The organism is Proteiniphilum sp., from assembly GCF_034927365.1.
GTDB lineage: Bacteria > Bacteroidota > Bacteroidia > Bacteroidales > Dysgonomonadaceae > Proteiniphilum.
The window spans coordinates 185,122-210,537 of record NZ_JAYFQD010000009.1; the positions used below are offsets into that span (position 1 = coordinate 185,122).

19 protein-coding genes are annotated in these 25,416 nt (G+C 36.0%); 11 read left to right on the plus strand and 8 right to left on the minus strand.

The annotated features are described in order from the left end of the window. From VB073_RS06930 to VB073_RS06945, 4 genes are all read left to right on the plus strand, one after another. Positions 1 to 2,274 carry a DUF2357 domain-containing protein gene (locus tag VB073_RS06930; protein ID WP_323403426.1) on the plus strand — a complete coding sequence of 758 codons (2,274 nt, stop codon included), beginning with the start codon at positions 1 to 3 and terminating at the stop codon, positions 2,272 to 2,274. A gap of 251 nt (positions 2,275 to 2,525) precedes the next feature. Further along, positions 2,526 to 4,490: an RNA-binding domain-containing protein gene (locus VB073_RS06935; protein ID WP_323403427.1), complete on the plus strand. Its 1,965-nt coding sequence runs from the start codon at positions 2,526 to 2,528 to the stop codon at positions 4,488 to 4,490. A gap of 75 nt (positions 4,491 to 4,565) precedes the next feature. Beyond that, entirely contained in the window at positions 4,566 to 5,252 is a 687-nt protein-coding gene (locus VB073_RS06940) for a tetratricopeptide repeat protein (protein ID WP_323403428.1), read from the plus strand. A gap of 561 nt (positions 5,253 to 5,813) precedes the next feature. Continuing rightward, complete coding sequence (locus VB073_RS06945) at positions 5,814 to 6,260, plus strand: DUF2971 domain-containing protein (protein ID WP_323403429.1); 447 nt, start codon at positions 5,814 to 5,816, stop codon at positions 6,258 to 6,260. 563 nt (positions 6,261 to 6,823) lie between these two features. Here VB073_RS06945 and VB073_RS06950 read toward each other — a convergent pair. The 5 genes from VB073_RS06950 to VB073_RS06970 all read right to left on the minus strand — a co-directional run bounded on the left by VB073_RS06950 (position 6,824) and on the right by VB073_RS06970 (position 13,952). Beyond that, a complete protein-coding gene (locus tag VB073_RS06950; protein ID WP_323403430.1) occupies positions 6,824 to 7,774 on the minus strand; it encodes a hypothetical protein in 951 nt (316 codons plus the stop codon). Then, positions 7,764 to 11,036 carry a hypothetical protein gene (locus VB073_RS06955; RefSeq protein ID WP_323403431.1) on the minus strand — a complete coding sequence of 1,091 codons (3,273 nt, stop codon included), beginning with the start codon at positions 11,034 to 11,036 and terminating at the stop codon, positions 7,764 to 7,766. Before VB073_RS06955 ends, VB073_RS06950 begins: the two co-directional genes overlap by 11 nt. A gap of 2 nt (positions 11,037 to 11,038) precedes the next feature. After that, positions 11,039 to 11,680: a condensin complex protein MksE gene (locus VB073_RS06960; protein WP_323403432.1), complete on the minus strand. Its 642-nt coding sequence runs from the start codon at positions 11,678 to 11,680 to the stop codon at positions 11,039 to 11,041. Continuing rightward, positions 11,662 to 12,981, minus strand: coding sequence for a hypothetical protein (locus tag VB073_RS06965; RefSeq protein WP_323403433.1), 1,320 nt, complete (start codon positions 12,979 to 12,981; stop codon positions 11,662 to 11,664). The genes VB073_RS06960 and VB073_RS06965 overlap by 19 nt, the downstream gene beginning before the upstream one ends. A 134-nt stretch (positions 12,982 to 13,115) precedes the next feature. Further along, positions 13,116 to 13,952, minus strand: coding sequence for a hypothetical protein (locus VB073_RS06970; protein ID WP_323403434.1), 837 nt, complete (start codon positions 13,950 to 13,952; stop codon positions 13,116 to 13,118). 584 nt (positions 13,953 to 14,536) lie between these two features. Here VB073_RS06970 and VB073_RS06975 point away from each other — a divergent pair. The 4 genes from VB073_RS06975 (at position 14,537) to VB073_RS06990 (ending at position 19,290) form a co-directional block, all read left to right on the plus strand. After that, positions 14,537 to 14,815 carry a helix-turn-helix domain-containing protein gene (locus tag VB073_RS06975; RefSeq protein WP_323403435.1) on the plus strand — a complete coding sequence of 93 codons (279 nt, stop codon included), beginning with the start codon at positions 14,537 to 14,539 and terminating at the stop codon, positions 14,813 to 14,815. A gap of 210 nt (positions 14,816 to 15,025) precedes the next feature. Then, positions 15,026 to 16,540 carry a hypothetical protein gene (locus VB073_RS06980; protein WP_323403436.1) on the plus strand — a complete coding sequence of 505 codons (1,515 nt, stop codon included), beginning with the start codon at positions 15,026 to 15,028 and terminating at the stop codon, positions 16,538 to 16,540. Between the two features lie 156 nt (positions 16,541 to 16,696). After that, positions 16,697 to 17,902, plus strand: coding sequence for a DUF4062 domain-containing protein (locus VB073_RS06985; protein ID WP_323403437.1), 1,206 nt, complete (start codon positions 16,697 to 16,699; stop codon positions 17,900 to 17,902). Positions 17,903 to 18,093: 191 nt separating this feature from the next. Further along, entirely contained in the window at positions 18,094 to 19,290 is a 1,197-nt protein-coding gene (locus VB073_RS06990; RefSeq protein WP_323403438.1) for an IS256 family transposase, read from the plus strand. 715 nt (positions 19,291 to 20,005) lie between these two features. Here the strand turns inward: VB073_RS06990 and VB073_RS06995 are convergent. Further along, positions 20,006 to 21,217 carry a hypothetical protein gene (locus VB073_RS06995; RefSeq protein WP_323403439.1) on the minus strand — a complete coding sequence of 404 codons (1,212 nt, stop codon included), beginning with the start codon at positions 21,215 to 21,217 and terminating at the stop codon, positions 20,006 to 20,008. Positions 21,218 to 21,954: 737 nt separating this feature from the next. On the opposite strand from VB073_RS06995, the gene VB073_RS07000 reads away from it, so the two are divergent. From VB073_RS07000 to VB073_RS07010, 3 genes are read left to right on the plus strand one after another with little or no spacing between them, the layout of a single operon-like run. Next, positions 21,955 to 22,350 (plus strand): hypothetical protein, encoded by a 396-nt coding sequence (locus VB073_RS07000; protein ID WP_323403440.1) that lies wholly within the window; start codon positions 21,955 to 21,957, stop codon positions 22,348 to 22,350. 9 nt (positions 22,351 to 22,359) lie between these two features. Continuing rightward, entirely contained in the window at positions 22,360 to 22,785 is a 426-nt protein-coding gene (locus VB073_RS07005; protein WP_323403441.1) for a reverse transcriptase domain-containing protein, read from the plus strand. A gap of 24 nt (positions 22,786 to 22,809) precedes the next feature. After that, the gene (locus tag VB073_RS07010; RefSeq protein WP_323403442.1) at positions 22,810 to 23,268 is read left to right on the plus strand and encodes a group II intron maturase-specific domain-containing protein; all 459 of its coding nucleotides are present in this window, start codon (positions 22,810 to 22,812) and stop codon (positions 23,266 to 23,268) included. A gap of 71 nt (positions 23,269 to 23,339) precedes the next feature. On the opposite strand, the gene VB073_RS07015 is transcribed toward VB073_RS07010, so the two are convergent. Next, positions 23,340 to 24,356, minus strand: a complete 1,017-nt coding sequence (locus VB073_RS07015) for a nucleotide-binding protein (protein ID WP_323403443.1) — start codon at positions 24,354 to 24,356, stop codon at positions 23,340 to 23,342. Positions 24,357 to 24,768: 412 nt separating this feature from the next. Next, a complete protein-coding gene (locus tag VB073_RS07020) occupies positions 24,769 to 25,008 on the minus strand; it encodes a hypothetical protein (RefSeq protein WP_323403444.1) in 240 nt (79 codons plus the stop codon). Positions 25,009 to 25,416 lie beyond the last annotated feature (408 nt).

A 25,416-nucleotide genomic window follows, 5' to 3' on the forward strand; every position in this document is an offset into this window, starting at 1 on the left:
ATGAATGAATTACCTATACATATATCCTTAGATAATCATGACAATATTACCATGACTATTTTTGCGCTGCAGGAAGATTCACTGTTTGAGGTAGACGATGCGAAAGAGTATGGTGAAGCTCCTTATCAGTTAAAAGAAGGATGTAGGTATGATTTTGAATTGGATAAATTTAAGTATTACTTAGCGGATAACGACCTTCTTACGAATAGCAAAAGTAACCATAAGATTTCTAGAGGTTATATTTTTACAGGGATTTTTGTGGGTACCTATCATATCGATATCTTAGAACGAGAAGGAAACCATAAAGTCGGCGATGTATGTTTTGAAATTCGTTCTTCAAAGGCTGGATATAGAAATGATTACAGAAAGATGTTGGAAGACATAACAGAGTATTGTACCGAACTGTTAATGTCACAAAGCTCTCCTGTATCACAAAAATTTGAAGTGGATATTGCGACAAACCCTAGGGCTGAATATCAACGTTTTGCCTTTGTTCGTTCTATTATTGATAGTGAAGCTTTTGCCGATGCCCTACATCGCATACAATTGTCACCAGCTAAGAAGTGGATGGAAATTGAAGAAGAGAAGCATATATCCAATGTAAAGCGACTTGGTTCTCATGCATTAAGACAATTTGCAGGCTCCACAGACCGAATAAATTTACCCGAAGGACATACTCTAAGAAGTACGTTAAGCTCTCTCCCTAGAAAGATATCCATTACCTCAAAGAAAGAAACCGTAGATATTCCAGAAAATCGTTTTATACGATATGTGTTGGAATCATTTTTAGCTTTTTGCTCTTCTATACAAAGACATCCTGATGCCAGTGAGCGTTTGAGTGATGAAGCCGAGCAAGCCTGTGAAAAGCTAAATATATATCTGTCCTATCCGGTATTTCGTAACCTATCAAAAGTAAATATACTTCCTCTTAATAGTCCAGTTTTACAAAGAAAAGAGGGATATAGGGAGATTTATCAGAAGTGGCTAATGTTTGATATGGCTGCCAGATTGACTTGGCGAGGAGGGGATAATGTATATGATGCTGGCAAAAAAGACGTAGCCATACTTTATGAATATTGGTTATTCTTCAAACTATTGGATGTATTGAGTAAAAAGTTTCAAATATTGCCGAAAGATAAAGAGGACCTTATTGAGAATAAACACGGAGCTTTAAATCTAGGATTGAAGCAAGGAAAAACGATTGTGTTAGGAGGGCTCTATGAAACCGAAAGTCGAAAACTAAATATTCAATTTTCTTATAATCGGGTGTTTAGCTATACAAAGGATTACCAGACGTCAGGAAGCTGGACTCAAGGTTTTCGTCCCGATTACACTCTATCAATTTGGCCTGGTAATATTACAAGTGAGCAGGCAGAAAGAGAAGAATTGATTACACATATACATTTCGATGCCAAATATAGGGTCGATCGGTTATCTTTGTTAGGGAAAGAAGTTCCTTCCGATCAAATATCTCTAGATGAATTATCTACGATTAAAACCGAAGAAGAATTTGGCACATATAAAAGAGCCGATTTATTAAAAATGCATGCTTATAAAGATGCCATTAGGCGGACAAGCGGCGCATATATTCTTTATCCAGGAACAGAAAACAAAGTAATCTCTGGTTTTCATGAAATAATTCCAGGATTGGGAGCATTTGCGATATCTCCCAGAAATAGTGAATTGGGTATAACAAAATTTATTTCTTTTCTGGATGATGTAATCAAGAACTTTCTGGATAGAACATCCCAACGAGAGAATTTGGCTTATCATTCTTATTCTGTACTGCAGAAAAAAGGAATTAATTTAAATGCACCTCTTCCCGAACCATATGGTAAAAACCGCGGTCTGTTACCCAATGAAACCTATGTACTGATTGGGTATTATAAAAACGAGGAGCATCTGGACTGGATTTTAAAATCCAATTTGTACAATACGCGTACAGGTACAGGAAGTGGATCATTAAAACTCGATTCAAAGTTCACAGCAGCAAGATATTTATTGCTACATGGATCGTTAGGACAGCGTTTTGTTAAAATGGATACATCAGGTCCTCGTATTATGTCTAGACAAGATCTGATAAACAAAAAATACCCGGAAATCCCAAGAGGAGAATACTATGTTGTTTTCAAGTTAGAAATAAAGAATACTGAACCCGAATTTGAAAATATGAAATGGAGAATAGCAGATATAACTAGTCATGTAGGGCATCAAAGAGCAGTACCAGACACTATTCTCTTATCTGATTTAATGATGTATAGAATAAAAGAGTGATTTATATTCTTCTTTTTCAAACTGTCTAAATAGTGCATGCATAATATGCGTAATTAGTCATATTAAGTGGGATATAACTCAACTTTTTTATGTAAGTTTGTCTGACCTTTATCATGCTGAACAGATGCCCAAATATAGTTGAGTTAATAATACGGCAAAAGAGAAAAAACAAGAGTCCTTATGGGAATCGACAAACAAACCAGGTGAAATCTATTGTAGGTATTTGATACGTTCGGATTTAAAATTGATTTATGATGGGAGACTTACAACTAAATTTATTTGACTTTGAAGAAGAACTTTCAATTTTTGGTATAATTGACGGAGAGTTTCCCTCGAATGAATATCATGAAATTGAATATAAATCGGCTCAATATGGTTTCCCAAAAGAGTTTTGGAAAACATACTCCGCTTTTGCCAATACCAATGCAGGGATTATTGTTTTGGGTATTGCAGAGAAGAAAAACGGTATTCATATCGAAGGATTAACGGATGAACAAATAAAGAAATATAAAAAACAATTTTGGGATGATTGTAATAATCCGAATACCGTGAGCCGGAATTTGTTGTCGAATAAAGATGTGAAAGTAATCACAACAAAAGACAAAAAAATATTAGCCTTCCGCATCCCATTCGCAAGCAGAACTGAAAGACCTGTTTATCTTACACGGAACCCTTTTGGTAACACTTACAAAAGGAACCATGAGGGTGATTATAGATGTACGGAAGATGAAGTAAAAAGAATGTTGGCTGATTCCAGTGCCGAATTGAAAAGGGACAGTCTTATTCTTGAATATTATACCATTTCCGATTTAGATGCTACCACGTTAAAACAATTTCGTCAATTGTTTCTTTCCTCCTTCCCCGGACACCCTTGGCATGTATTGGATGATTTGGAGTTATTGAAAAAAATTGGAGCATATCGGATTGACAGGAAAACAAACATAGAGGGAATTACCTTGGCCGGCTTGTTGATGTTTGGGAAGGAAGATAGTATTAAAGAACAGGAAGCATTGCCGGATTATTTTCCGGATTTCAGGGAACAGTTATCCACAGATCAAAAGGTAAGATGGACAGATCGGATTTATCCCGATGGGAGTTGGGAATGTAACCTGTTACAATTTTACCTGAGGGTATGGCCTAAATTATCTTCCACACTACCCAAGCCTTTTATGTTGAATAAAGATGAAAGGGTAGATGAAACACCCGCTCACGTTGCTCTCCGTGAAGCTTTTGTCAATGCGTTGATTCATACTGACTATTCTTTAAGTGGCAATATTATTATTGAACTGAATGCTGAAGAGTTTGTTTTTTCCAATCCTGGCACCTTATTGGTTTCCATTCAGCAATATTATGCTGGTGGGGTGAGTGAGTGTCGGAATCCATCTTTACAAAAAATGTTTATGCTGATAGGCCGTGCAGAAAAAGCAGGAAGTGGGGTAGATAAAATAATGGAAGGTTGGCGAGAGTCACATTGGCGAAAACCATTTATACAGCTTGAATCACAACCTGACCGTGTAAAATTGACACTGCCCATGTTTAATGTTATTCCTGAAGCGGTGTTGAATGAATTAAATGCATTATTTAATGACGTAACTCATTTAACTTCTGATGAATTAACTGTTTTATCGTTCTGCTTGATAGAAGGCTCTATTTCCAATCATCGACTGCAATATGTGCTGAATATGCACAGTGCAGATATAACTTCATTATTGAAAAAACTATGTGCAGAAGATTATCTGGAATCGGATAATAACGGAAGATGGACTATCTATAAAATTAAAGGAAAGGTTGATACCTCCGAATCAAAGGTTGTAACCTCGAACATAAAGGTTGACACCTCTGATAAAGAGGTTGAAATATTAGATAAATATACTGATAATCAAATGATTATTGGTGATATAAATTACAGAAAGGTTGTAACCTCAGATAGAAAGGTTGACACCTCCGAATCAAAGGTTGACACCTCCGGGATGAAGGTTGTAACCTCTCGTTTGAATAAGGATGAATTGGAAAAGCAAATCATGCAGGTTTGCAAGGACAATTATATAAAAATGGAAGAGGTTGCCATAAGAATAGGTAAATCGGTTGACTATCTGAAAAATAAAATTTTTCCTAATATGGTAAAGATGGGGAAATTGGAAAAACGTTTTCCATATACCCATAATCATCCCGAACAAGGATATAAAACTACAGATGAGTATGCGGAGAAATTATAAACGTTTGGGTGAATTAAAGATCGGGATGGGGATATCTTTATGAAATAGAAAATACCAGTAACTTTTGTGCTTCTGATGGAAAATGTAGATTTTACTGCTGAAAAAGAGAATGAAATAGAACAATTATTGAGTTCTTTGCATAAAGAACTTTTTGAAGGTCATTTCAGAAAGGCTATTAATTTATGTGATCAAATACTAGGCTTTGACCCCTATAATGAAATCGCTTGGTATAATAAAGGAGAGGCGTATTATTGTCTTGGTATGTATAAGAAAGCAGAAGAATCTTTTGAGAAATCAATAAACTGTGATTCTAGCATCTATGATACATGGGCTTTTAGAGGAGTAAACTTGTGTTGTTTAAAAAAGTATCGAGAGGCATTACAGTGCTTTAGTAAAGCTATTAAAATTGAAGAAAACGATCCTGAATTATTTTATAAAAAGGCATTAGCACATTTCGATTTAGAAGAGTATGAGAAAGCTGTAAAATGCTTAGATCAAACTTTGGAACTAGAGCCAAAACATGTAGAGGCATGGCATACTAAAGGGCTTATTGCTTTTGGACAAGAGGATTATGATACTTCTCTTGATTATTTTAATAAGTCCCTAGGTATTGACAAGAAAATAGGTGATTCTTGGTTTTATATAGGTAAGATACATAGTATCCAAAAGCGATATGAAGAAGCTTTGTCATGTTTTGATCAGGCGATTAAAGTTAATAACAAAGATTTTGATGCTTGGTATAATAAAGCGATTTACATTTAGCGGAAACTTCAGACTTCAAATATAATGATGAAGTAAAGCAATATATTAAGAGACCTGATAATATAAAGTACGATCTATATACTGGTAAGCGTGATACAAGAATTAGAATATAAATATTCCTGAAGAACGGAAATAAAGTAGAATGTAAATATGATGCTTGGAGAAGAAAATATACTCTCTATACTTATGGGGATATTAAGCATATATCAGATTTATCCGAAGATAGTGTAATTCATCCAGTAAAGGAAAATATGTATTATATTGAACAAACATTTAAACTACCTGAAGAACTAATAGAAACAGAAAAAGCTGGATAATTCCCCTTTTTACTTTTCTGAAATCAAAAAGAAATCTATCCATTTGTAAAAAAATAATATGAAAATATACAAGTATCATTCTATTAATATTAATCTGTTAAACAGTTTAAGAACTCAAACACATTGGTATTCAAAGTTATCTTACTTAAATGATCCCCACGAATGCTTTGTAATTGATAAGACTGGAACAAATGTTTATAGAGATCTCATTTCTACACTTTGTGCTTGCTGCTTTTCAAAAAATATGGATAATATTATAATGTGGTCTCATTATGCCGATAGTCATAGGGGTGTCTGTTTAGAATGGGAAGTTGATGAAGAACAAGTTAAAGGACTATTGTTAGAAGTAAAGTATGAGAATACTTTAACAACTTTGGATACAGTTGAAAGATTAGAAACCGGTCATTTGTCATTGAATGTTTCGACGAATGGAAAGTTCATAATTCAAAAATTCAAGAATTGGGAATATGAAGATGAATTAAGGACATATATAATTTGTGAGGACAGCCTAAAAAAAGGAGAATTAAAGTCTTTTCTGGGTAAACTTACAAGCATCTATTTTGGTAAAAATACAAGTCCTGAAAATATTGATTTAGTTAAACATAATGCTAAGCATATACCTGATATTGAATATAAACAAGTTGATTTAGATGTAGATACGATGAAAATGAGTTTAATTAAAAAAATATGAGATACTAAAAAAGCCGGATAATTCCGGCTTTCTTTTTTGATCCTACTCAGGGCTAGTTATATCAATTTATGACGAATCGAAAAGACGTGCTTCACCGGTCGCTTACTTATGTTTTACTTGAAAACATGAACAACTCAAAAGGAGGAAGACCTTCGGCAACCGGGTGAGATCAGCATGCCGGAACGGTAGGATGCGGATATTCCGGCATGTTGACCCCCGCAAATCTCTAACAATAGATGCCTACCAGGGACTATTCTATAGAGGAGTCACAGTATTCCGGAGGTCAGGATAAAACGGAATGAGAGGTCAGGTTGAAACGGAATTTGCACAAAAAGTACCCCATGCGTCTCATTCTTGTATACTATCTCTCTTAGTATATAAATTTTTCTTCTACAAATTTAAGAATATTGGGTAGTTGTTCTTTTGCTGTCTTTTGAAATATATTATCTGATCCAGTATATGAGTTTAAAGAGATTGAAAAATTTTCCAAGGCGTTTTTGATTATGTAGATGTAACAACCTATGGTATGTATTCGGTAATAATACCTTAGATTCGTTTGATTCTCACAGATCCATATAGCCCTTCACCATCAATACAAGATTATTGGTTTCCTCCTCTACCCATTTATCCGTACTTATTAGTTCATTGATTAAATGAGTCTCTTTTGGGATAAAATGGGATTGTTCCAATCCGGAAAAGGGTAGGGATGGCTTCCATTTACTTTTATGTTTTTTCATATTGACAGGATATTTTTTGATGGGTTCGGAGGGATAGAGAAGTTTTATATCACATCCTTTTTTCTGGAAAATCTTCTTTAATCGAGTATAAATTTCTAAACCTTTACAATCCCAGTCACAGGAGTAGAATAAAGGTATATCTAGTTTTTTCTCATCGATAAAAGGAGTTCCTTTAGTATTATTTCCACCTACGTACCATAACTCGATTTTATGTTCACGAGCAGTACGGGGTATTTTCAGGAAATTGAGATTTTCACATAGTACAATACAGCGCGGATCACCTACATCTACTACGAACCTCCACTGATGCATTTTCGGATCATCCTGGGGATAATCTTCTACTCCTAAGATAGAAAGTACCAGCTTGTCCAACCCTGGATAAATATCCAGATGTTTACTTCCACCATGTTCAAAAAATTCTTCACTAAATGTATGCCGGGTTGTCAAGGAATCCCGGATTTGAGTCTTATTATCAGCTATAAACTGTAATGAACGGATATCATTGACAGTATATGTCTGTCTGCCATTTACATCCCGTTGTACAGATTTTAAAAACTGATCATATTCAAGGTAATCTTCCAGATAACGTTTAGCGAAATAATCGTCATATTTTTCACCTTTAATCAAATAATTATGATTGCCCGGCTGATATTGCACCAGTTTTCTACTCATGAGATTCCGGAACTTATTATCGTTCTTTTTGGTAGCGGATATCTTATTTCCCTCATAAAGAGAATACATCGCAGTTAATGTTCGCCAGGTTAATTCACCTTCCATAATCATCCACATTTATAAATTTGGCTAATTCCGAGTCAATATCATTCCGGCTACGTATTTCTATAGGAGCATAATTTATTGCTTCTTCTGCATCCGGATCAAGATTGAGGATATATACATGCTGTTCATTGTATCTACCCAACGGATTAATAGAAAAAGTCAGTATCTGGTAATCGTGTGTTTTAGCGATTTCACTCAGCAGGTCAAAATTACTTCCTAACCCTTCCGCCTCATCAATAGGCATAAAGCGTAATCCTTTTTCCTGTCCTTTGTTTTTATTACCAACGATTGAAAGACGCGCTATACACAATAAGGCAATAGCGGCATACGTTTGTCCGGTACTTCCTTTATTATTTCGCCCGGTCTGACTTTTCATGTCAAGACTCAATTCTATGTATGAATTAGGATTCAACAAATCTTCCAATGTGATATCATTCGAATAATTATTTGTTATTTCTTGAAAAGCTATCATGATTTTTTCCCGGATGGACACTTGCGTGTTTAGCGAGTTTAAAATCGTACCCTCAAACATATCAGCCATATTATCTAAGGATGCTTTGTATTTAAACTGGCTTAACCAACTAACCGGAAACTGCAACGAATCTACTCTTTCCAGTTTCATATTATACACTCCCGATATCTTTTTAGTGCCACTTATAAAAAAGCGATTTATCCGCCGAATCTCATCCCATTGTGCTTCCACTTGCCGTTTTACTTCGATTAATAAATCCTGGATTTTTCCAATTTTCTTGCTATTTAGTTCACTATTTTTTTGATTAATATCCTCTAATCTTTTCTTGATTTTGTTTACCACTTCATCTTCTATGATCATATCTTCAGGGAATAAATCGGGTAGGAGATGGGCTATTAGTTCCTTAAAGTCATGGCTGGTTTCAAATTTATATTGTTCATTTGGTAAGAATTCCTTCACGATATGCATATATTTGCTCATATAGTCTGCATTCTTTTGGGTCTTAAGGTCTTTTATTTCCTCCACCAACTCTTTATCCACTATGGTGAAATTATCAAGCAGAGGTAAGTCTGTATAAAGCGATATATATTCAGACGTAATGGTCTTCAAGGTACTTTCTAACTCTTTAAAATTCACTATCGACTGTATTAATTCATCACATTTATCTAATGTGGAGCCTAAAATGGTTAATTCATCCCGAAAAAACTCTATTTTATCGTCTGCATCTAAATAGTCTTCCTCCTTATACTCATCAAAAGATTCCTCCGGTAAAAAGCTTTTCCAGTCTATGCCCTGAGCCTGTGTCTTTGTGGATATGAAAGTTAATAAATTCTCTGTTTTTTCTATCAGACGTGGGAATACTTCAACCATTTTCTTGGCTTGAGTAAATTGGTTGAATAATGATGCTTGTTCTTCTTTTGCTTTTTTCTCCGATGTTTCTATCAATTCCTTATTTGTAAAACTATCCACATACAGTTGCATCTGTTCAGGAGAAATATTTAAGACTGCAATTTCCTGAAAATCTTCTATCTCCGGTTGATGGAAAAATGCATTCAATGAAGGTGCAGGTAGTTCCAAACTATTCACAATATCAGACAGCTTGTTCCACAATTCCAATTCTTTTTCAACAGTCTTTTTCTCCTGTTCAATATTTGCAACCTGCGATTGGAAGTACTGTAGAATCATCTTCCGGTCACTATTCAAATATTGTTCCTTTACATAGCCTACAAATTCTTTTATACCACCAAGGTTTATCCAGAAACCCTCACCATCCGGTTCTATGCTTTTGTTACTTAACAATTCTTCTGGAGAGTAAACATAGCGGTCAGTAGCTTTCCACTCGTTGGGTTTATTCATCCCATATTTCTGAAAATGGAGAATGAGGCTTTCCTCCTCTTTTGTGAGCTTACGTTGTAACGACAGAGCCCAACGAGCCAGTGAGTCGGGATTATTTATATCGTGAAAACGTCCTACCATATCTAATTGAGATAAACGGTCCCGCAATTTATCGGTTCGTTTGCGGTAAAAATTATTCCCGGCTATTATTCCATCTTTCCAGCCCGAATTGATGAATAAATCAATCATCTGTGAATCCACCAACTTGTCATGTAACTCTTTATAACACGTATAGTCTCTTTTCTGGGCCTTATATCGTTCATAATAACCGGCTAATTTATCAGAAGAGATATTTAACTGTTCAACTATTTTTATAGCTGTATTCAGCTGCTCTTTCTTTTGTTTCCATTCACTATAGGTATCTAAAGCAGCTTCATAAGCAGTTTTTTTCTTTCCACAACTTTTTTCTTCTTCCTCTAAATCATGGCGTACTAATCTTTGTAAGTCTGATAAGTCCTTCTTTGCCTGCAAGAAAGTACGCAGTTCTTCTTCCAGACTCTTTTTGTTTGAAACATAGACTCTTTGAGAATAGACATATTGATAAGTCCGGAATTTCTTCTCTGCCTCCTTTTTGTCTTGTAATACCTTATATAAGTCACTTACCTCAAGGCATTTTTCAGTCAACAGGATAATTTCTTCATTGTTTTTCCCGTAGTCCACCGCATTTTTTTCAATTTCTTCTACGATTGACTTATATTTACTCATTAACTCTTTTCCTTTTTCCTGTCCGAATAAAAAATCCAGCAAACTGGAACTTTTGGTTGTATCCAGTTCTTTACCCCGGGAAAACGACTGAATTATCTTCGCGTAATCTTTCAATACTTTATCCTTGTCAGTAAGGTCAAGAGGTAGTATCTTATTTTTATAAAGTGCTTTATGGAAATAGGAAATCCGTTGCCAATCTTTAAAAACCAGACCTCTTTCTTCCATTTGCTCAATCATTTCACCTAGTGTGAAAAAATATTCTTCATTCTGAAAATCGGAAGCATATAGAGGTTTCGACATAGGTGTGAAATCTCCTTGTTCGATAGCAAGGCCTGCTTGAACAATAAAAGGTCGTGTTGCTTTAGAAGTGCTTTCCAGATAAGCCCCTGCAGTAATAAATTGCCCTTCAGAAACTTCTATGTTTACAAAAGCATATCCATAATCGGTCGATTTACCTGGTGTACGCAAAACCAACCCATCCGGTTCCCGTTTTTCTTTGACGGTAACTGTTGCTGACCGAAAGGCTGAAGAACCAACGAAGATGAGTTGTAATAAATCGGCGATGATACTTTTGCCGGAACCGCTGTCACCAATAAAATCGGTCCTGGCCGGATGAAAAATATAATCGTTGTCTTGATGGTGTATAATCCCAAGAGTAGATAAACTATAAATGCGAGGATATTCCTTCATACTTATTCGTCTTTAAACCATTCATTGATATGATTAATATAATCTGCAAATTCCCGGGTAACACGCTGGAAAGCCGGAAGAATAGTAAAGTCATCTTCCTTTAGGTCAATCCATCTCAATTTATGAAAGTTCCTAAACGCACGTTGCACTTCGTTAGCAATATGACCTTCATTCTTCTCTGTAAAACGTTCTTGTGTACCTTTTGTCTTGACCAGTAAACGTTGGATGTTCTTCTTCAAATCCGGCATATCTACCCTGATTAGTGTGAGAAACTTTTTCACGGAAGTCAATTCAATATTGTGGTCTATGTAATAAGCTTTATACAGCAACAAGGCAATAAGGATATGTTCTTTCGGCAGAGGTGTACGATCAAGAGAATAATTACTCCTGGAGGAAGAAAGGAAGACAGGGAAATAATAAATGCTGTTTTCACTACCGGACTTTTCTAAGAAAATGTTCTCATGTCGTTCAAAATACGCCATCAGATTATCTATATATTTTTCCAGATAAAGAAAAAGTGCCTTGTCGCCGTCATATTGTATATGGGCTCCTTTTTTCAATGCCTCCACCAATTGGGAAAATAGCACCGCACCATCTTCGCTCTCCAGGAAATTATATTTTTTGGTTACTTCTGCTTCATCCATATATCAGATATTGTATGATTAGAATCGGGGTTATTTATTTTGTTGTTCGTATCAATCAGTACTTCCCAACGTGCTTCTTCCTTATACCTTTTGACAATCTGGTCAATCACCTGAATGGCTAACTGCAAATCATTATCATGTTTTTCCAAAATACTGAAAAATATTTCCGATAGATGTATTGCATCTGTTTCCAAAGACTTACGCCTTATGAACTCCATCCACCATTGGATATGAATCTGACGCATCATTTGCACATGACCTTTCCGGTGAACTTCATGTTCTTTTCTTGTATCTTTCTTGTAGTCGGGACGTGGCTTACGTGTTGGTGGGAAAAGATCCTCCGGTCTATCTACGGAAATAAAAGTTAGGGATGAATCTATGAATTGAATTGTTTGGTCATACGGAATAGGAAATTCTATCTGTTTATCTACTACTCGACTTTTTTCCAGCAAAAAATATAAAAACTTCTCCACCTTTGAATTAAATATATCCCGATTGAGAGAGGCAAAAAACTGTTTTATTTTAGGCTGAATCTTATCGATTCTTGAGTCTACCATCGATAAACGCATATGGATACCTTCAAAATATGAAATTGCTCCACTTACCATATTATCCACCTCTTCACTGATATCTCTCACTGGATGGGAAATTAATATATCATTCATCCTGTCAATTTCCCGGAAAGCTGCTCTTAGTTCCTTATTTTGTTGACGTATCGTATCAATTTGTTCCTCTATTTCCTGTAAAGCTACGAGCAACGTTTCTTTTCTTCTCTTCGCCTTTTCACTTAAGGCCGTTACGGAACGGTCAATTTGCTGATTCAAATAATCTACCTGCTCCAGTAAAAGTGTCCGTGATTTAAATAAATCTATCGAAAGCCAATTCCGGATTTGTTCTTCTGTGACAGCAACTTCCAGTTTAGCGTAAAGCTCTGCACACGTTAATTCAATAATGGTCGGATTAAATCGTTGGGATATCAGACGATGTACCTTATCACATATTTGAAGTCCAAAATCCGTGAACATATAGGTTTGATCTTCGTCATTATAAATAAGATAAAACTCCTGCAGTTCCATGATATAAGCGTTATAAGTTACCCATGGTAACCGCACCGGTTCACGACTGATAAAACTTACTGCCTCAAAAGCTCGATGTATATCTTTCTCTTTAAAAATCCCATTCTCGAACTCCCCATTCTTTACTCGTTCATACAACCAAATCACAGCTAGACCTTTCTCCTTCTTAGGAAAAAGAAGTTCGTATGTGTTGTCTATTTTTATTTGCTCGAATAAAGACTGCATTCTGTAAAAATTAAAAGGTTGCAACCGTGGAAATTTGGATGCAGCTCAATTTGAAAAGAATTAACTAAAATATTATTTAAGCCCCTGTTTCTAATAAATTTACATGCCCAGTTTAACTCTTGTCAAACTATTTATTATCTGCTGAAGGTGTTTTCCCAAATATCAAATCCATCTGTAGTCAGAGATCTTTTATAGTTTGTCAAAAGGAATGTTTCTTCAAAGTTGCTTTGGTCAATATCTAAACCATAGAAGAAAGTTTCATCTGAAATATTTTGTTTGAAAATATTGGGATTAGGATAAAACTCTTTTAAGTGTGTAAATTCAATACCGGCAATATAGTGAGGAAGAATTCCTCCTAGTATTGAAAATTCTTTTTGGTAATGATATGGACCTAAAATATAAGTAGGTAGATTATATTTTTTTGCAATATTTCTTGCCATTTTCAATGGCTGCCAACAGTGTAAAATTATTCTGTTCTTATTTCCCTTTGATTTGGAAAACTTTTCTGCAATTTTATATTCGGATGAAGTTGAGACAAAGTGTGATTTATTCTTATAGTTAATTGCTGCAAGTTGATGAAGTAAAGTCAAGTAATAATTTCTTATCGCAAGTCTTTCACGAGTGCTAGCATGATTGAGAATGTCCAAGAAAATCTTTTTGTTTTGTTTATTTGAGAAAAAAGATTTTAAAGTTGGATTTCTGTCAAAAAAAGTAATTATATTTCTATTTCTATTTTTTAAAGAAGTCTTGAAATACTTCATTATCTTCTCAAAAACATAATTATCAGCATCGTCTATTTCAAAATTTTCATCATCCGTACAGAACCTTTTTGCTTTTTCTCCTACCATAAACAACCTTTCTAAAATTGTAGAAATATTAGTCTGTTCATTGTCAAAATAAACGTTCAACTTTTCACACAGATTTTCCAAAGAATCTCCCCGGTAAATAAGTTGTATCACTCTCTTTTTCATTAATTCTAGTTGTATAAAGAGAAAATCATTGTATCTGGTTAATTCTTGGTTTGTCATTTGCGATAATTTTGATTGTTCTTGCAACTAACGGTTTGGAGTCTTGCGTTCGGACGAATAATCCAGCTATAAAATCTAAATTATTACTAATAGTGATACACTTTGCACTTATCCCTCCTATGTCTTCTTAATTTATTAAATTGTTATTATAGTATGTACGGTAAATCTTAATAGCCAAAGATACAGATTTTATTGATTTACCGTTCAATAAGCAGTAATATTTTCGTAACCATTCGATCACGCCATTCCCATGGGATAGAAAGGGCTCACCTTTTTGTACGATAAATTTTTGTATCCAAAGATACTGATTTTATGGTCTTATCATTCAAATTTTTATTATAACTTTGTAGTATAGAATCTTACCTTTCATTGAAAATAAAAGCTAAGTAAAAAATGCTCACACAGACTCAACTCCGATATATCCTTTCCGACACAGAAATCCATCATGTGTTTAACGAACGAATCCCAAAGCGGATAGGGATGAGTTTTGCCAGGCGACTTATACTTTTCCATAAATTTTTGTATTCATGAATAAGGACCTTATCAAAGAATTAGATGCTATAATCTCTTTATCCCGAGAAACTGAATGGGTGGAGTTTAAACGTAACTTTCATTCGCCGGAAGAAATAGGGGAACAAATATTGGCAAACAGCGCTTGTTTACACAATAAACCTTATGGATATTTGGTGTTCGGTAGCGAAGATGGGACTCACACCGTGATAGGAACTGATTTCAAACCTAAAAGCTACTGTTCCCTATTGGGCATAGCTTATGTAACCGGAAAGATGAAAAAACCGAGAGGATAGTGTTAACTGTCAGATTATCAGTTCTGTTTTTTATATAACAGTCATGTAACACACTGTTGTAATTCTTATATGGTTCGGATAACAAGAGCAAAAAACAATACTGATATAATAAAATGACCATAGACTATTCGATAACTACTTATAATAATTCTAGCGGTAAGCATAACGAACTTGAAAAATAAGAAATAATTGAAAACATAATCTGAACATATGAGTGTACCCGCCAACAAACAGATGCTTAACTCGCTGACGAGTAATTGTAAGGATACTATGACTGAATTGGAGGAAATATTCCCTACTATGATGGAACTGCGTTGTCGACTTACGATGGTAGGTGCAGATGATATAGATAAGACTAATACAATCCTATCACTCTTCAGTAAAACAGAAGACTTGTTTATGGGTAGCCATTTTATTTTACATGAACTTATGTCATCATTGCGGTTGCTTTTAGATACGACTATCCCCTATGAAAAACGTTATCATATACAAAGCATCAACCTTAGTTTGTGTGAGGCCTACAACTATTTCTCTGGGAACAAAAGTAATGGCGTTTGGATTTTATTGAAATCAATGATTTTTGTATTGGATAATCCCATACTCCATTCTTACGTTACAATAATAGATCGAGAATTGACTAAATTGAGAACAGAGTATTGTGATAAAGATATGCGTAATAGCACTGCGCACTTTGATGAACCTATGAAGAGATATAAATCGGTTTGTAGTATTACAGAGGAAGATAAATATTGTAAGGGGGTATCTCAGTTTATGTTGATTCACTTGCGTATCTCGCAGATTTCGACTATAATCTTTTCTATCATTAGCCAAATTATTCCCAAGAATACTATTCCAGAAGTTAAACAGAAAATCCCTAAAATCCCTATATTCGATGTAAAGGCCTTTGTGGAGAGGAGTATCGCTGAAAAATTTTTATCAGATGAACGACTGGTTAATGTGTCAGGCCAATCATTGGCGATTGTAAGTAATAGCATAGACTCTCTATACAATGACCATTTGAGATACGAAGGATTAAAAGAGTTTATTGTAACTCAAAATACGGAGTTACCCATAAGCGCAAGAATACTTCATCAACTTGTTTTGTTGCGTATAATGGTTGCCTTCATTCGGTGTGACCTTACTTGTGCCATTAGAGCATATATGAGCTCAGGATCGAGTTTGGAGCGTTCACTTCATCTGCGTAAGATTTACCTGATTGAAGTGTCTGCATTGACCCATCTCTACGGGTATAATAAGGAAAAGAAGTCTGAAAGTCTATGGAACCAGTTAATGGGCTTAAATGATGAAAGTAGTGAAAATGAATCGAAATCATTACAAGAAAAATTTGAAGAAATAACGAACCAACTTGACTGTACCCGTAGGAATCTCTATACTCATTTTCGTGAGGGTGAAAATCTCAATATTCTGAAGAGATATGAAGCCTATAAAGATCTGGATCAGGTCTCTGAAATTAATAAATCACTTAATCTAGTTCATCTTTGTGAAAAGATTGAGGATTATACTATGTCGATTGTCAGTCGAATTGAAAAGAAAGAACAGCAAAAATCGAGAGAACAGCAGGACTACTTTCATACAATGATTGAGAAGATGCGAACTAAAATAATAAATTCCAAATCATCAAAGAAGAAGAAAGCACAGACTATCGCTATGCTTGATGAGATGGAAAAGAAGCTTACTAACCTCTTTGATTTGGTGGAAAAATAAACATATCAATTAAGATGCGAATTGGAAAATACGAGCTTTCCTATTAGAATTGTTGATTTAATTGTTCTCTATCGTTTAAAAATCTGTAAATTTGTGTTGTACAAACATCAGTACTAATGTATTATCAAAATAACCAAAACAAAAGTAATAAAAAATATGCCACAACAAATAACAAATTATCGATTATTTTTAGCGAGTCCAAGTGATGTTCAGACAGAAAGGGATATAGTTAAAAGAGTTGTTGAGGATTTTAATAAAACTTATTCTGAGCAATTGAGTTCAACAATATCATTAATAACATGGGAAGATAATACATATCCTTCAGTAGGAGATTATCCTCAAAGTGTTGTTAATCGCCAAATTGGAGATTACGATATATTTATTGGAATTTTATGGAGTCGTTTTGGAACACCAACTAAATATTTTGCTTCGGGTACTGAAGAAGAATTTAATATTGCATACGAAAAGTATAAAAATTCTTCTGACGATGTTGAAATAATGCTATATTTTAGCCAAGAACGTCTTTCAGTAGATGATATTGATTTAGAGCAAGTAGCAAAAATAAAGGAATTTAAGAAAAAGACATCAAATTTAGGTTGTTATCATTTTAGTTTCATGCAAGCTGACTTTGAGTCTTTATTAAAGGCACACTTATATAAAGTGATTTGTGATTGGGGAAAACATAAAAGAGGAAATAATGCCTTAGTAATTATCGAAAAACAGGAAATAAATGAAGATTTTGTTATAGAAGAAACAGGAGGTGAATTAGGAATTTTAGATTATCACGATATTTTAGAAACGAAATTAGATGAGTCTGTTGATGATTTGAATAAAATAAGTGAGGAAACTGCTACGCTCGGTGTACAAATTAGAGGTAAGACAGCAGAATTAAATGCTGTAAATCAATCCTCTGTGAAATATGGCACCCAGCAACAAAAGAAGATTATTTCTGAAACTGCAAAGATCATGCATAGATATGCTATAACTATTGATGCACCAATTAATGGATGGTATACTTCCTATGGACAGGCTCTTGATGCAGCCAAACAGTTATTAGATTTGAGTGAAAATTTTGATGAGGATAATATTACAGAATTAATAAAAACAAGGGATGTTTATAATGGATTAATTCAAACTATAGATAGTACAATTCCATCAATGCAAGAATATCTTGAATCTGTTAGTAGTTTGCCAAAGCTTTCCCAACAAATTATTATTGCAAAAAAAGAAGTTACCACCAGATTGAGAAAATTTATTATAGACATGGAGAAATCAAAACATGATACTAATCTTCTTGTGAAAGTGTTAGATGAAAAGATTAATGAGAATTTAGATTTTGAAGAAGTAATAGAAGTAGAATAATCTGTAAAAGTTTAGACTTGATCTGACAGTAGGGCGATTTTGTTATATTCTATAAGATGGGTTTTCTAAGCTATAATTTGGGATACTCCCGACGATGGGAGTATCCCACGAACTGTGTAAGTTGGTAATTGGAGGGTTGAAGTCCGGACTTCAACCCTCCAATAATTTTACTAACTTTACAGTTGAACAATATGAAGAAAGAAGACTTACTAAACAGCGATTTTTTAAAGCAGTTCAAAAGCGGGAAGGAACTCGAGAGTTTCCTTTCCCAATTGCACAAACGTGGCATCGAACAGATGCTGGAAGGAGAACTGGATGACCATCTCGGTTACGACAAGCACGCCAAAAGTGACCAGTCCAATGCCCGTAACGGCTATGGATGCAAAACCATAAGGACTGATTTTGGGGAGACCCGCATCGATGTCCCCCGTGACCGGGAAGGCAGTTTCGAGCCGGTTATCGTGCCCAAGCGCAAGAGCATGGCCGAAGGTGTCGAGTCCCTGGTGGTCTCCCTTTATGCCAAGGGGATGAGCAATGCCGACATCGAGGAGCAACTGCTCGAGATGTATGACTTCAGGCTTTCCACAAGCGCAATATCGAGGATCACGGCCCGTGTGACGGAAGATATCACGGCGTGGCAGAACCGTCCCCTGGAGGAGGTCTATCTGATCGTATGGATGGACGGGATCGTGTTCAAGGTACGGGAGAACTCCCGGGTGGCCAACAAGACAGTCTATATAGCCGTGGGACTGCGCCGGGACGGGAAAAAGCAGGTGTTGGGCCTCTGGCTTGGAAAGACCGAGAGTGCCGCCTTCTGGATGGGCGTGCTCACGGATCTCAAGGCACGTGGCGTGGTGGATATCCTGATCACCGCCACGGACAACCTGAACGGCTTTACAGACACCATACGCAACGTGTTCCCCGAATCACGCACCCAGATATGTGTGGTACACCAGATACGTAACGCGTGCCGCTACGTGGTATGGAAGGATAAAAAGGAGTTTACCGCCGACATGAAGCTGATATATGACGCCACCACCAGGGAGGCGGCAGAAGCGGCACTGGACGACTTTGCCGCCAAATGGGAAGGAAAGTATGGATACGCCATCAACTCATGGCGTGACAACTGGCAGGATCTGACCGTGTTCTTTGATTTTCCAGTGGTGATCAGGCGTATTATTTATACTACCAACCTGATCGAGAACCTGAACGGGAAGATCAGGAAATACATCAAAAACAAGCTCTCGTTCCCTACTGATGAGGCAGTCATCAAGTCTGTATACCTGGCTGTCAGGGAGGCAACCAAAAAATGGACGATGCCAATAAGGGACTGGGGGCTGGTATTGAACCAATTTTTAATTATCTTTGCCGGGAGGGTCAGGCTATAAACAGAACCCTTCAATTACTACTTACACACTTAATGGGATAGTGTCGGATCTCTACACACAAACCTCCATTCCACCTTTCTAATGTATTTAAAATTCTTTTATTACTCTTTACTTCATTATCAAACACATGAAGAGTATTAAGTCTGTTCGACAACTGAGTTTTGTTTATAACATCCCGTACTTTCATTTGTATCAATGTGCTATTTGATGGTATTCTAATACATTGGGCTTTATGTTTTCCACATGCCCATAAAGACTTTATCTTGATTAATTCCACTAATGGCAATTGTTTATATTTTGTAAGAATGGTAAGGTAATTCTCTTCTATTTCATTGCTATCGCGATTGAAACCTTCACATTTTTTACAACGTGGGTAATGATTGCTTACATTGCCTGATTTGCCACATATATGACAATAGCATCCATCTATCCAATCTGTAATTTTTCTATTAAGAAACGAAATATTACAATTATTGCATATAGGTGCATTAACGTTCTGCAATATTTTTATTTTACAAATTATACAAAACCCCTCACCGTACTTACAATCCATAGGCATAATATGTATTCAAATATTTAATCCCAATCATATTTCCCGGATGACATCTCCATAACTAATTCCGGTTCCGTTCAATAGCGGTTTCATTTCGTGTGCTGCGTACAAAAATGAAACCTTAGATGTTAGCGGTATGGCGTTTTATTTATTTTCTATTCGTCATATAGTTGGGAAATGAAAAAGCATTACTTCAACTTGAATTTTCTTATTGCTATCGTCAGGCAAAGTGAATTCGTAGTTAATCGAATGTTCGTAAGTGTCCTTATTGTGTTTACTAAAATTTTTGTGCTTTATAATCTCAGTCTTTATTGTATTTACAATGCTTGTCATTTCCTTTTTGTCAACAAAAAATATTAATGCTGTCTTAGAATCTCTATGTGTCAAATAGCCCAATAATTGGTCAATGGCTTCTATTAACTTTTTTTGCCCTTTCCAAAATTTACATTCTGCAACAAAAAGATTTGTTCCGTCCTTAGCATACTTTAGAAGAATGTCAGTTTTTCCTTTTTTATTGAAGGCTTCGCCAACACCTGTTGTTGCTTCGTATCTTGTTTCAAGAAACAACAAGAAAATATCTCTTAAATCTTCCTCGTGTTTGTCTTTGTATATTGACGGTTTTCTCTCGATTGCCTTCCCAACGTTATACAATACTTCTCTAATGTCTGCATACACTTCTTGCTGAAGAATTGGCACTTTTTCTTTAGCTGCAGTCTTGGAGGTTTCTGTCGCAGGTATTGGTATAGTCTTTTTAATAACTGTAGGAGGAATTAAGTATTCGGTTGATTTCGGATTTACTTTTAGTCCGATTTTCTCCATAAAGTCAATTTTTTTTGCCACCACTCCTTTTCTGCTTTCCAATGATTGTTTTATCAAGGTTTCCAAACCATCATTCCACGGTTTTATTTCAGAGTGAATTCTTGGAAGATTTGTCTTTAATGCTCCAAGAATCTTATTTACTTCTGAATGATATACTCTTTCATCCAAACTGTCTAAGACGATTTTCGCGGTGACGTTGTTTGAATTTATTGAAACACCTTTATCAAGGTAAACAGCTGTCGATGTTGATGGGTGGCAATAGAAAAGGCCCTTGTCTCCTTCAAATGGAATCGTAACAAAAACTTCAAAAACCTTTTGCAGATAATTTTCGCCCCACATATTTTGTCTTTCTACCTTTGTCTCCTTTGGTTCAGAGGGTTCTGGGTCTTTTATGTCAATTGGGTAAATTGTAAATTCTGATTTTAATCTGTCAACTAGAGATAGAATATCTGTAGAATCAATGATTTCTAATTTATCAATTCGTTCTGACAATGACTTTCTAAAATGATTTATAAAGTCACTTAGAAAATATTTATTGAAAAGGTTTCCCATCATAGTTTGTTTGCATTTTTGGCTTACCGCTAACGGTTCGGCGGCTTTGCGTTCGGGCGGGTTTTGGAACACAAAACTATCAATAAGCGCTGAACTTGAATAGAAGCACAAAGCTTCAAGCTTGCACGTCAACCCGCCTGACGCAAAACCCGTGTTTGCGCCCTGCATGAGCAGAGGACACCTGCTGCAAAGCAACAGGAAAATTTCAAAATTACAAATAATTTTGGTTAAACAATGCTTTAGGCAGGTGTATTTTTCCAGAGGGTTCAAGTCCCTTATGCGCGGGGTCGTGCCCGAAGCATTAGCAAGTCGCAAGCTGGTTGTTGGTAACGACAGCAATGGAGGAAGCGAGACTGCAAAATCCGGTACTGACGAATAGAAACGGTATATGAGGCATAATTGTTCGGGATAAGCAACTACATCATTGTAACGCCCTGATTAAGCAAGTTAATCAAATCAAAGGACAGATATGTAGATATTGCAGGGATCGGAGGAAGGAAAAAGCTCTTACCGGGGGAGGTTTCGAAGCAGTAAAATGCAACGAGAAGTCAGCCGAGGTCATAGTAGTTACGGAAAATGAGCCGGCAAGTGCCAGAAAGCCAGAAAGCCGGAGGCCTCACAAAAGTGATGAAGGACTGAACGTTAGGAAGTTTCAAATGCGACACGGAATCCCGTTGAACGGATAGCCTGTAGCAAGCGAAACAGAGCAAAAGAGAGGTAAAACAAGTAAACAAAACCAAATGGAACTGATTGAGCAAGTGATTAACCGTCACAACATGATGCGTGCATTACAACAGGTCAGGCAGAACAAAGGTTCAGCAGGAGTTGACCGGATGCCCGTAAGTGAACTGTACAATTACCTGACAAACAACAGGGAACGTATAGAACAGGAGTTGTTAAATGGCACTTACTTGCCGCAACCCATTTTGGAGGTAGGAATACCCAAGAGTAATGGGAAGACACGTCTTTTAGGTATGCCTACCGCTGTAGACCGGATGCTTCAACAAGCCGTGGGGCAAGTTTTGGCCAACCGGTTCGAGATGGATTTTGAGGATTACAGTTACGGATTTCGCCCGAACAAGAATGCCCAACAAGCGATACTCAAAGCATTGGAGTATATCAACAAAGGTCATTAGGATATAGACTTGAAAAGCTTCTTTGACGAAGTTAACCACTGCATCCTGCTACAATTGTTGTACAGCAAGGTAAAATGCCCGCTCACGCTGCGCCTTATCCGCAAATGGCTACGATCCCCGATATTAATCAACGGGAAGTTAGTCAAACGCCGAAAAAGAGTACCACAGGGTAGTCCGCTTAGCCCGATCCTCTCCAACATCATGCTCAATGAGTTGGAGAAAGAATTGGAGAGGCGTGGATTAAAATACATCCGCTATGCCGATAACTTTAGCATTTACTGCAAAAGCCAATGGCAACCCCGCAAAATAGGCAACGGGATTTTTCTCTTTCTTAAGAGTAAACTACACTTGCCTATTAACCGGAAGAAAAGCAGAATACGTCAGCCTGTAAACTTTTCGCTATTAGGATATGGTTTTGTACCTACTTACAAATAAGGGAGAAAAGGCAAATACCAATTGGTGGTAAGCGACAAAGGATGGAAAAACCTGAAACTAAAACTCAAAACCATTACTAGGAAAACCACACCAGCCACATTCGATGAGCGTATCCAAAAACTGAAAGAAGTACAGCAAGGTTGGCTGCAATACTACCGCATGGCAAGTATTCAGGGAAAACTTAAAGATGTTGATGGTTGGGTGCGTAACCGGTTGCGGTGCTGTATCCGGAAACAATGTAAGAAACCCGGACGAAGACGGAAAAACCTGATGCGTTTGGGTGTTGACCTTGAACATGCATACAGTCACAGCCGTAGCCGGATGGGTACATGGGCGGTTGTCTGTAGCCCGATTTTGCGAACCATCATCACGGTGGAACGTCTGCAACAACGTGGTTACGAATCTTTGTTTATCTATTATCAGAAAATTGCTCCTTTTCTTAACGAACCACTGTATACGAGAACCGTACGTACAGTGGTGTGAGAAACTCTCCCCGTCAGTCAAGGCTAGCAGGGCAGTCTACTGGATTAGGTGTAGTTTTTCTTGTAAATCTTTTAAAATAATTTATCAATATTCATATTCATTCCAGCAACTCTCATTTCTCTTGCTAAGGTTGTTTTCCAAGCTCCTTCAGAATCAAATTTGATATAAATTACTCCGTTATAATCACTCGGAATTTCAACACCATCTTTATATAAAACACATGTTCTATCTCGTCCAAGCAACCCCGTGAAATATCCTAACTCAAATATTACATTTTGACGCGCTCTCTTCTGTAATTTATCCTCTTTGTTATCTACTCTTCCAACATCATCTGGGCTGAAAATTGAAATACAGAACCCTGCATTCTTAGCTTCATTTTCAAATTTTTCAATTACACTTAATCCTTTATTTGGCTGGTCTTTTAAGATAATCGGTTCCATATCTATTTTTTGAAGAAATGAAGAAACACTATAAAGTATTGCTTCATCATGACCATGAACAACAAATACTTTTTGAGGATTTAACATTACAGATTCTTTGATATCTTTTCTGTCTAAAATCATTTCCAAATCTCTCCAAACATCATCCAAAATATTTGCCATTTTAATAGCTTTTTCAGTTTTTGGCATAATTCCTTCAGATTCCTTAATGTAATTGGAGATTAATTCCGTTATATTTGGTGGAAGTATTCCTTTGATTAGTTCAAAATGTTCTTGTAATTCTCCTCTTGCAACATCAAGAGTTTTTAAGTTTGCTCCAGATTCCAGAGCTAGCTTGAAAAATGGCAAGTACCATCCAAACGAACATAATATTCCTAATTCAAAAGTTTTTTTAGTTGATAATATCATACCGAGGTGATTAGCTACCTCTCTTACTTCATCATACCTCATTTTAGATTTTGCACTTTGCTTTACTAAATCAATATAGTAGTCTGTATCGTGAAATTCTAATGCATTAAGAATAGCCTCAACACGTTTAAGAGATAATTCAGCCACTTTGAGACCGTTATCGACATGAGCAGTATATCTAATCAATTGAGTACCTAGGCAATATGCATTGCTATAATCCTTTGAAGTTAATTCTCGCATTTGTTTAATTTTTAGTTATGTTGTTTATCAATATTATATGGTTTAATAAAATTACACCTAACGGTTTGCCGATTTGCGATGGGTGGGCTTTTCAGTACAAATGTTCATTCGGAGCACTGAACTTTCTATAACCACTAAACTGTCTGCGGAGCACGAAACCCCGCCTATTGCAAATGGGCTGTTAGCAGAAGTTGCTTTTCCTTTGTCTGCATTAGGTAAAGATCCTGTCATAAACTATTTATTTTATTTTTATCCAAGTTGTATGACCAATGATTTTCTTCATAAGTCTGCGAAAAAAACTGCCTTAACACAATACGGAATGGTTCAATTATTTCTTTATCGTTTCCAGTAATTGTAATTAATGATATAATGTCAGCATTCTCATTGTGAAGATCGTCTACTTCAATAATTGTCAAGTCAATACTTTGTCCTTTTCTTTCAATGTCAAAAAATATGCACTTGGTTCGAGCCACCAGGTTATTCGTTTAAGCTCATTGTCTTGTAAATTAGTAACTGCATTATAAAGTTCTTCAATCGGGTCATTTAAAGCGTCTGAAGCATCAAAATCCAAATGAAAATCCTGATAATGGAAGTCAATAGGCAGCCAACCGTGTTTAGGTGTCCCAAATGTGATTGAAATTGAATTGTCCATTTTTCTGTCGTGTTTGTGGGTCGGCAATTACTGCTAACGTCTAATTTGCGCAAAAAATATTCAACATGCGTAAACCCGGTTTTTATTATCTTTTTATTATTTGATCTAAATTACTCATATTAGCTATGTGTTTTGTATTTATTCTCCTCAGCGTCTTTTGTATTTGCTTAAATTGTTGCATATTGGTGGTACGATAAATCTAATTTTCCAAAGATACTGATTTTATTAATTTAACGTTCGATAAAGTGAAAAAATTATCTCTTTCGTCTCCTTCGTTTCCAAACGCGGGTTGAAAATATGAAAATCCATTTTATCACTTGAAAATACTATTTTCGTAATCAGTAACTATAGTGTAGTCTGAAGGGACAGAGATTCTTACCTTTTTGGGTCTGTAAAACTTTATCGTTT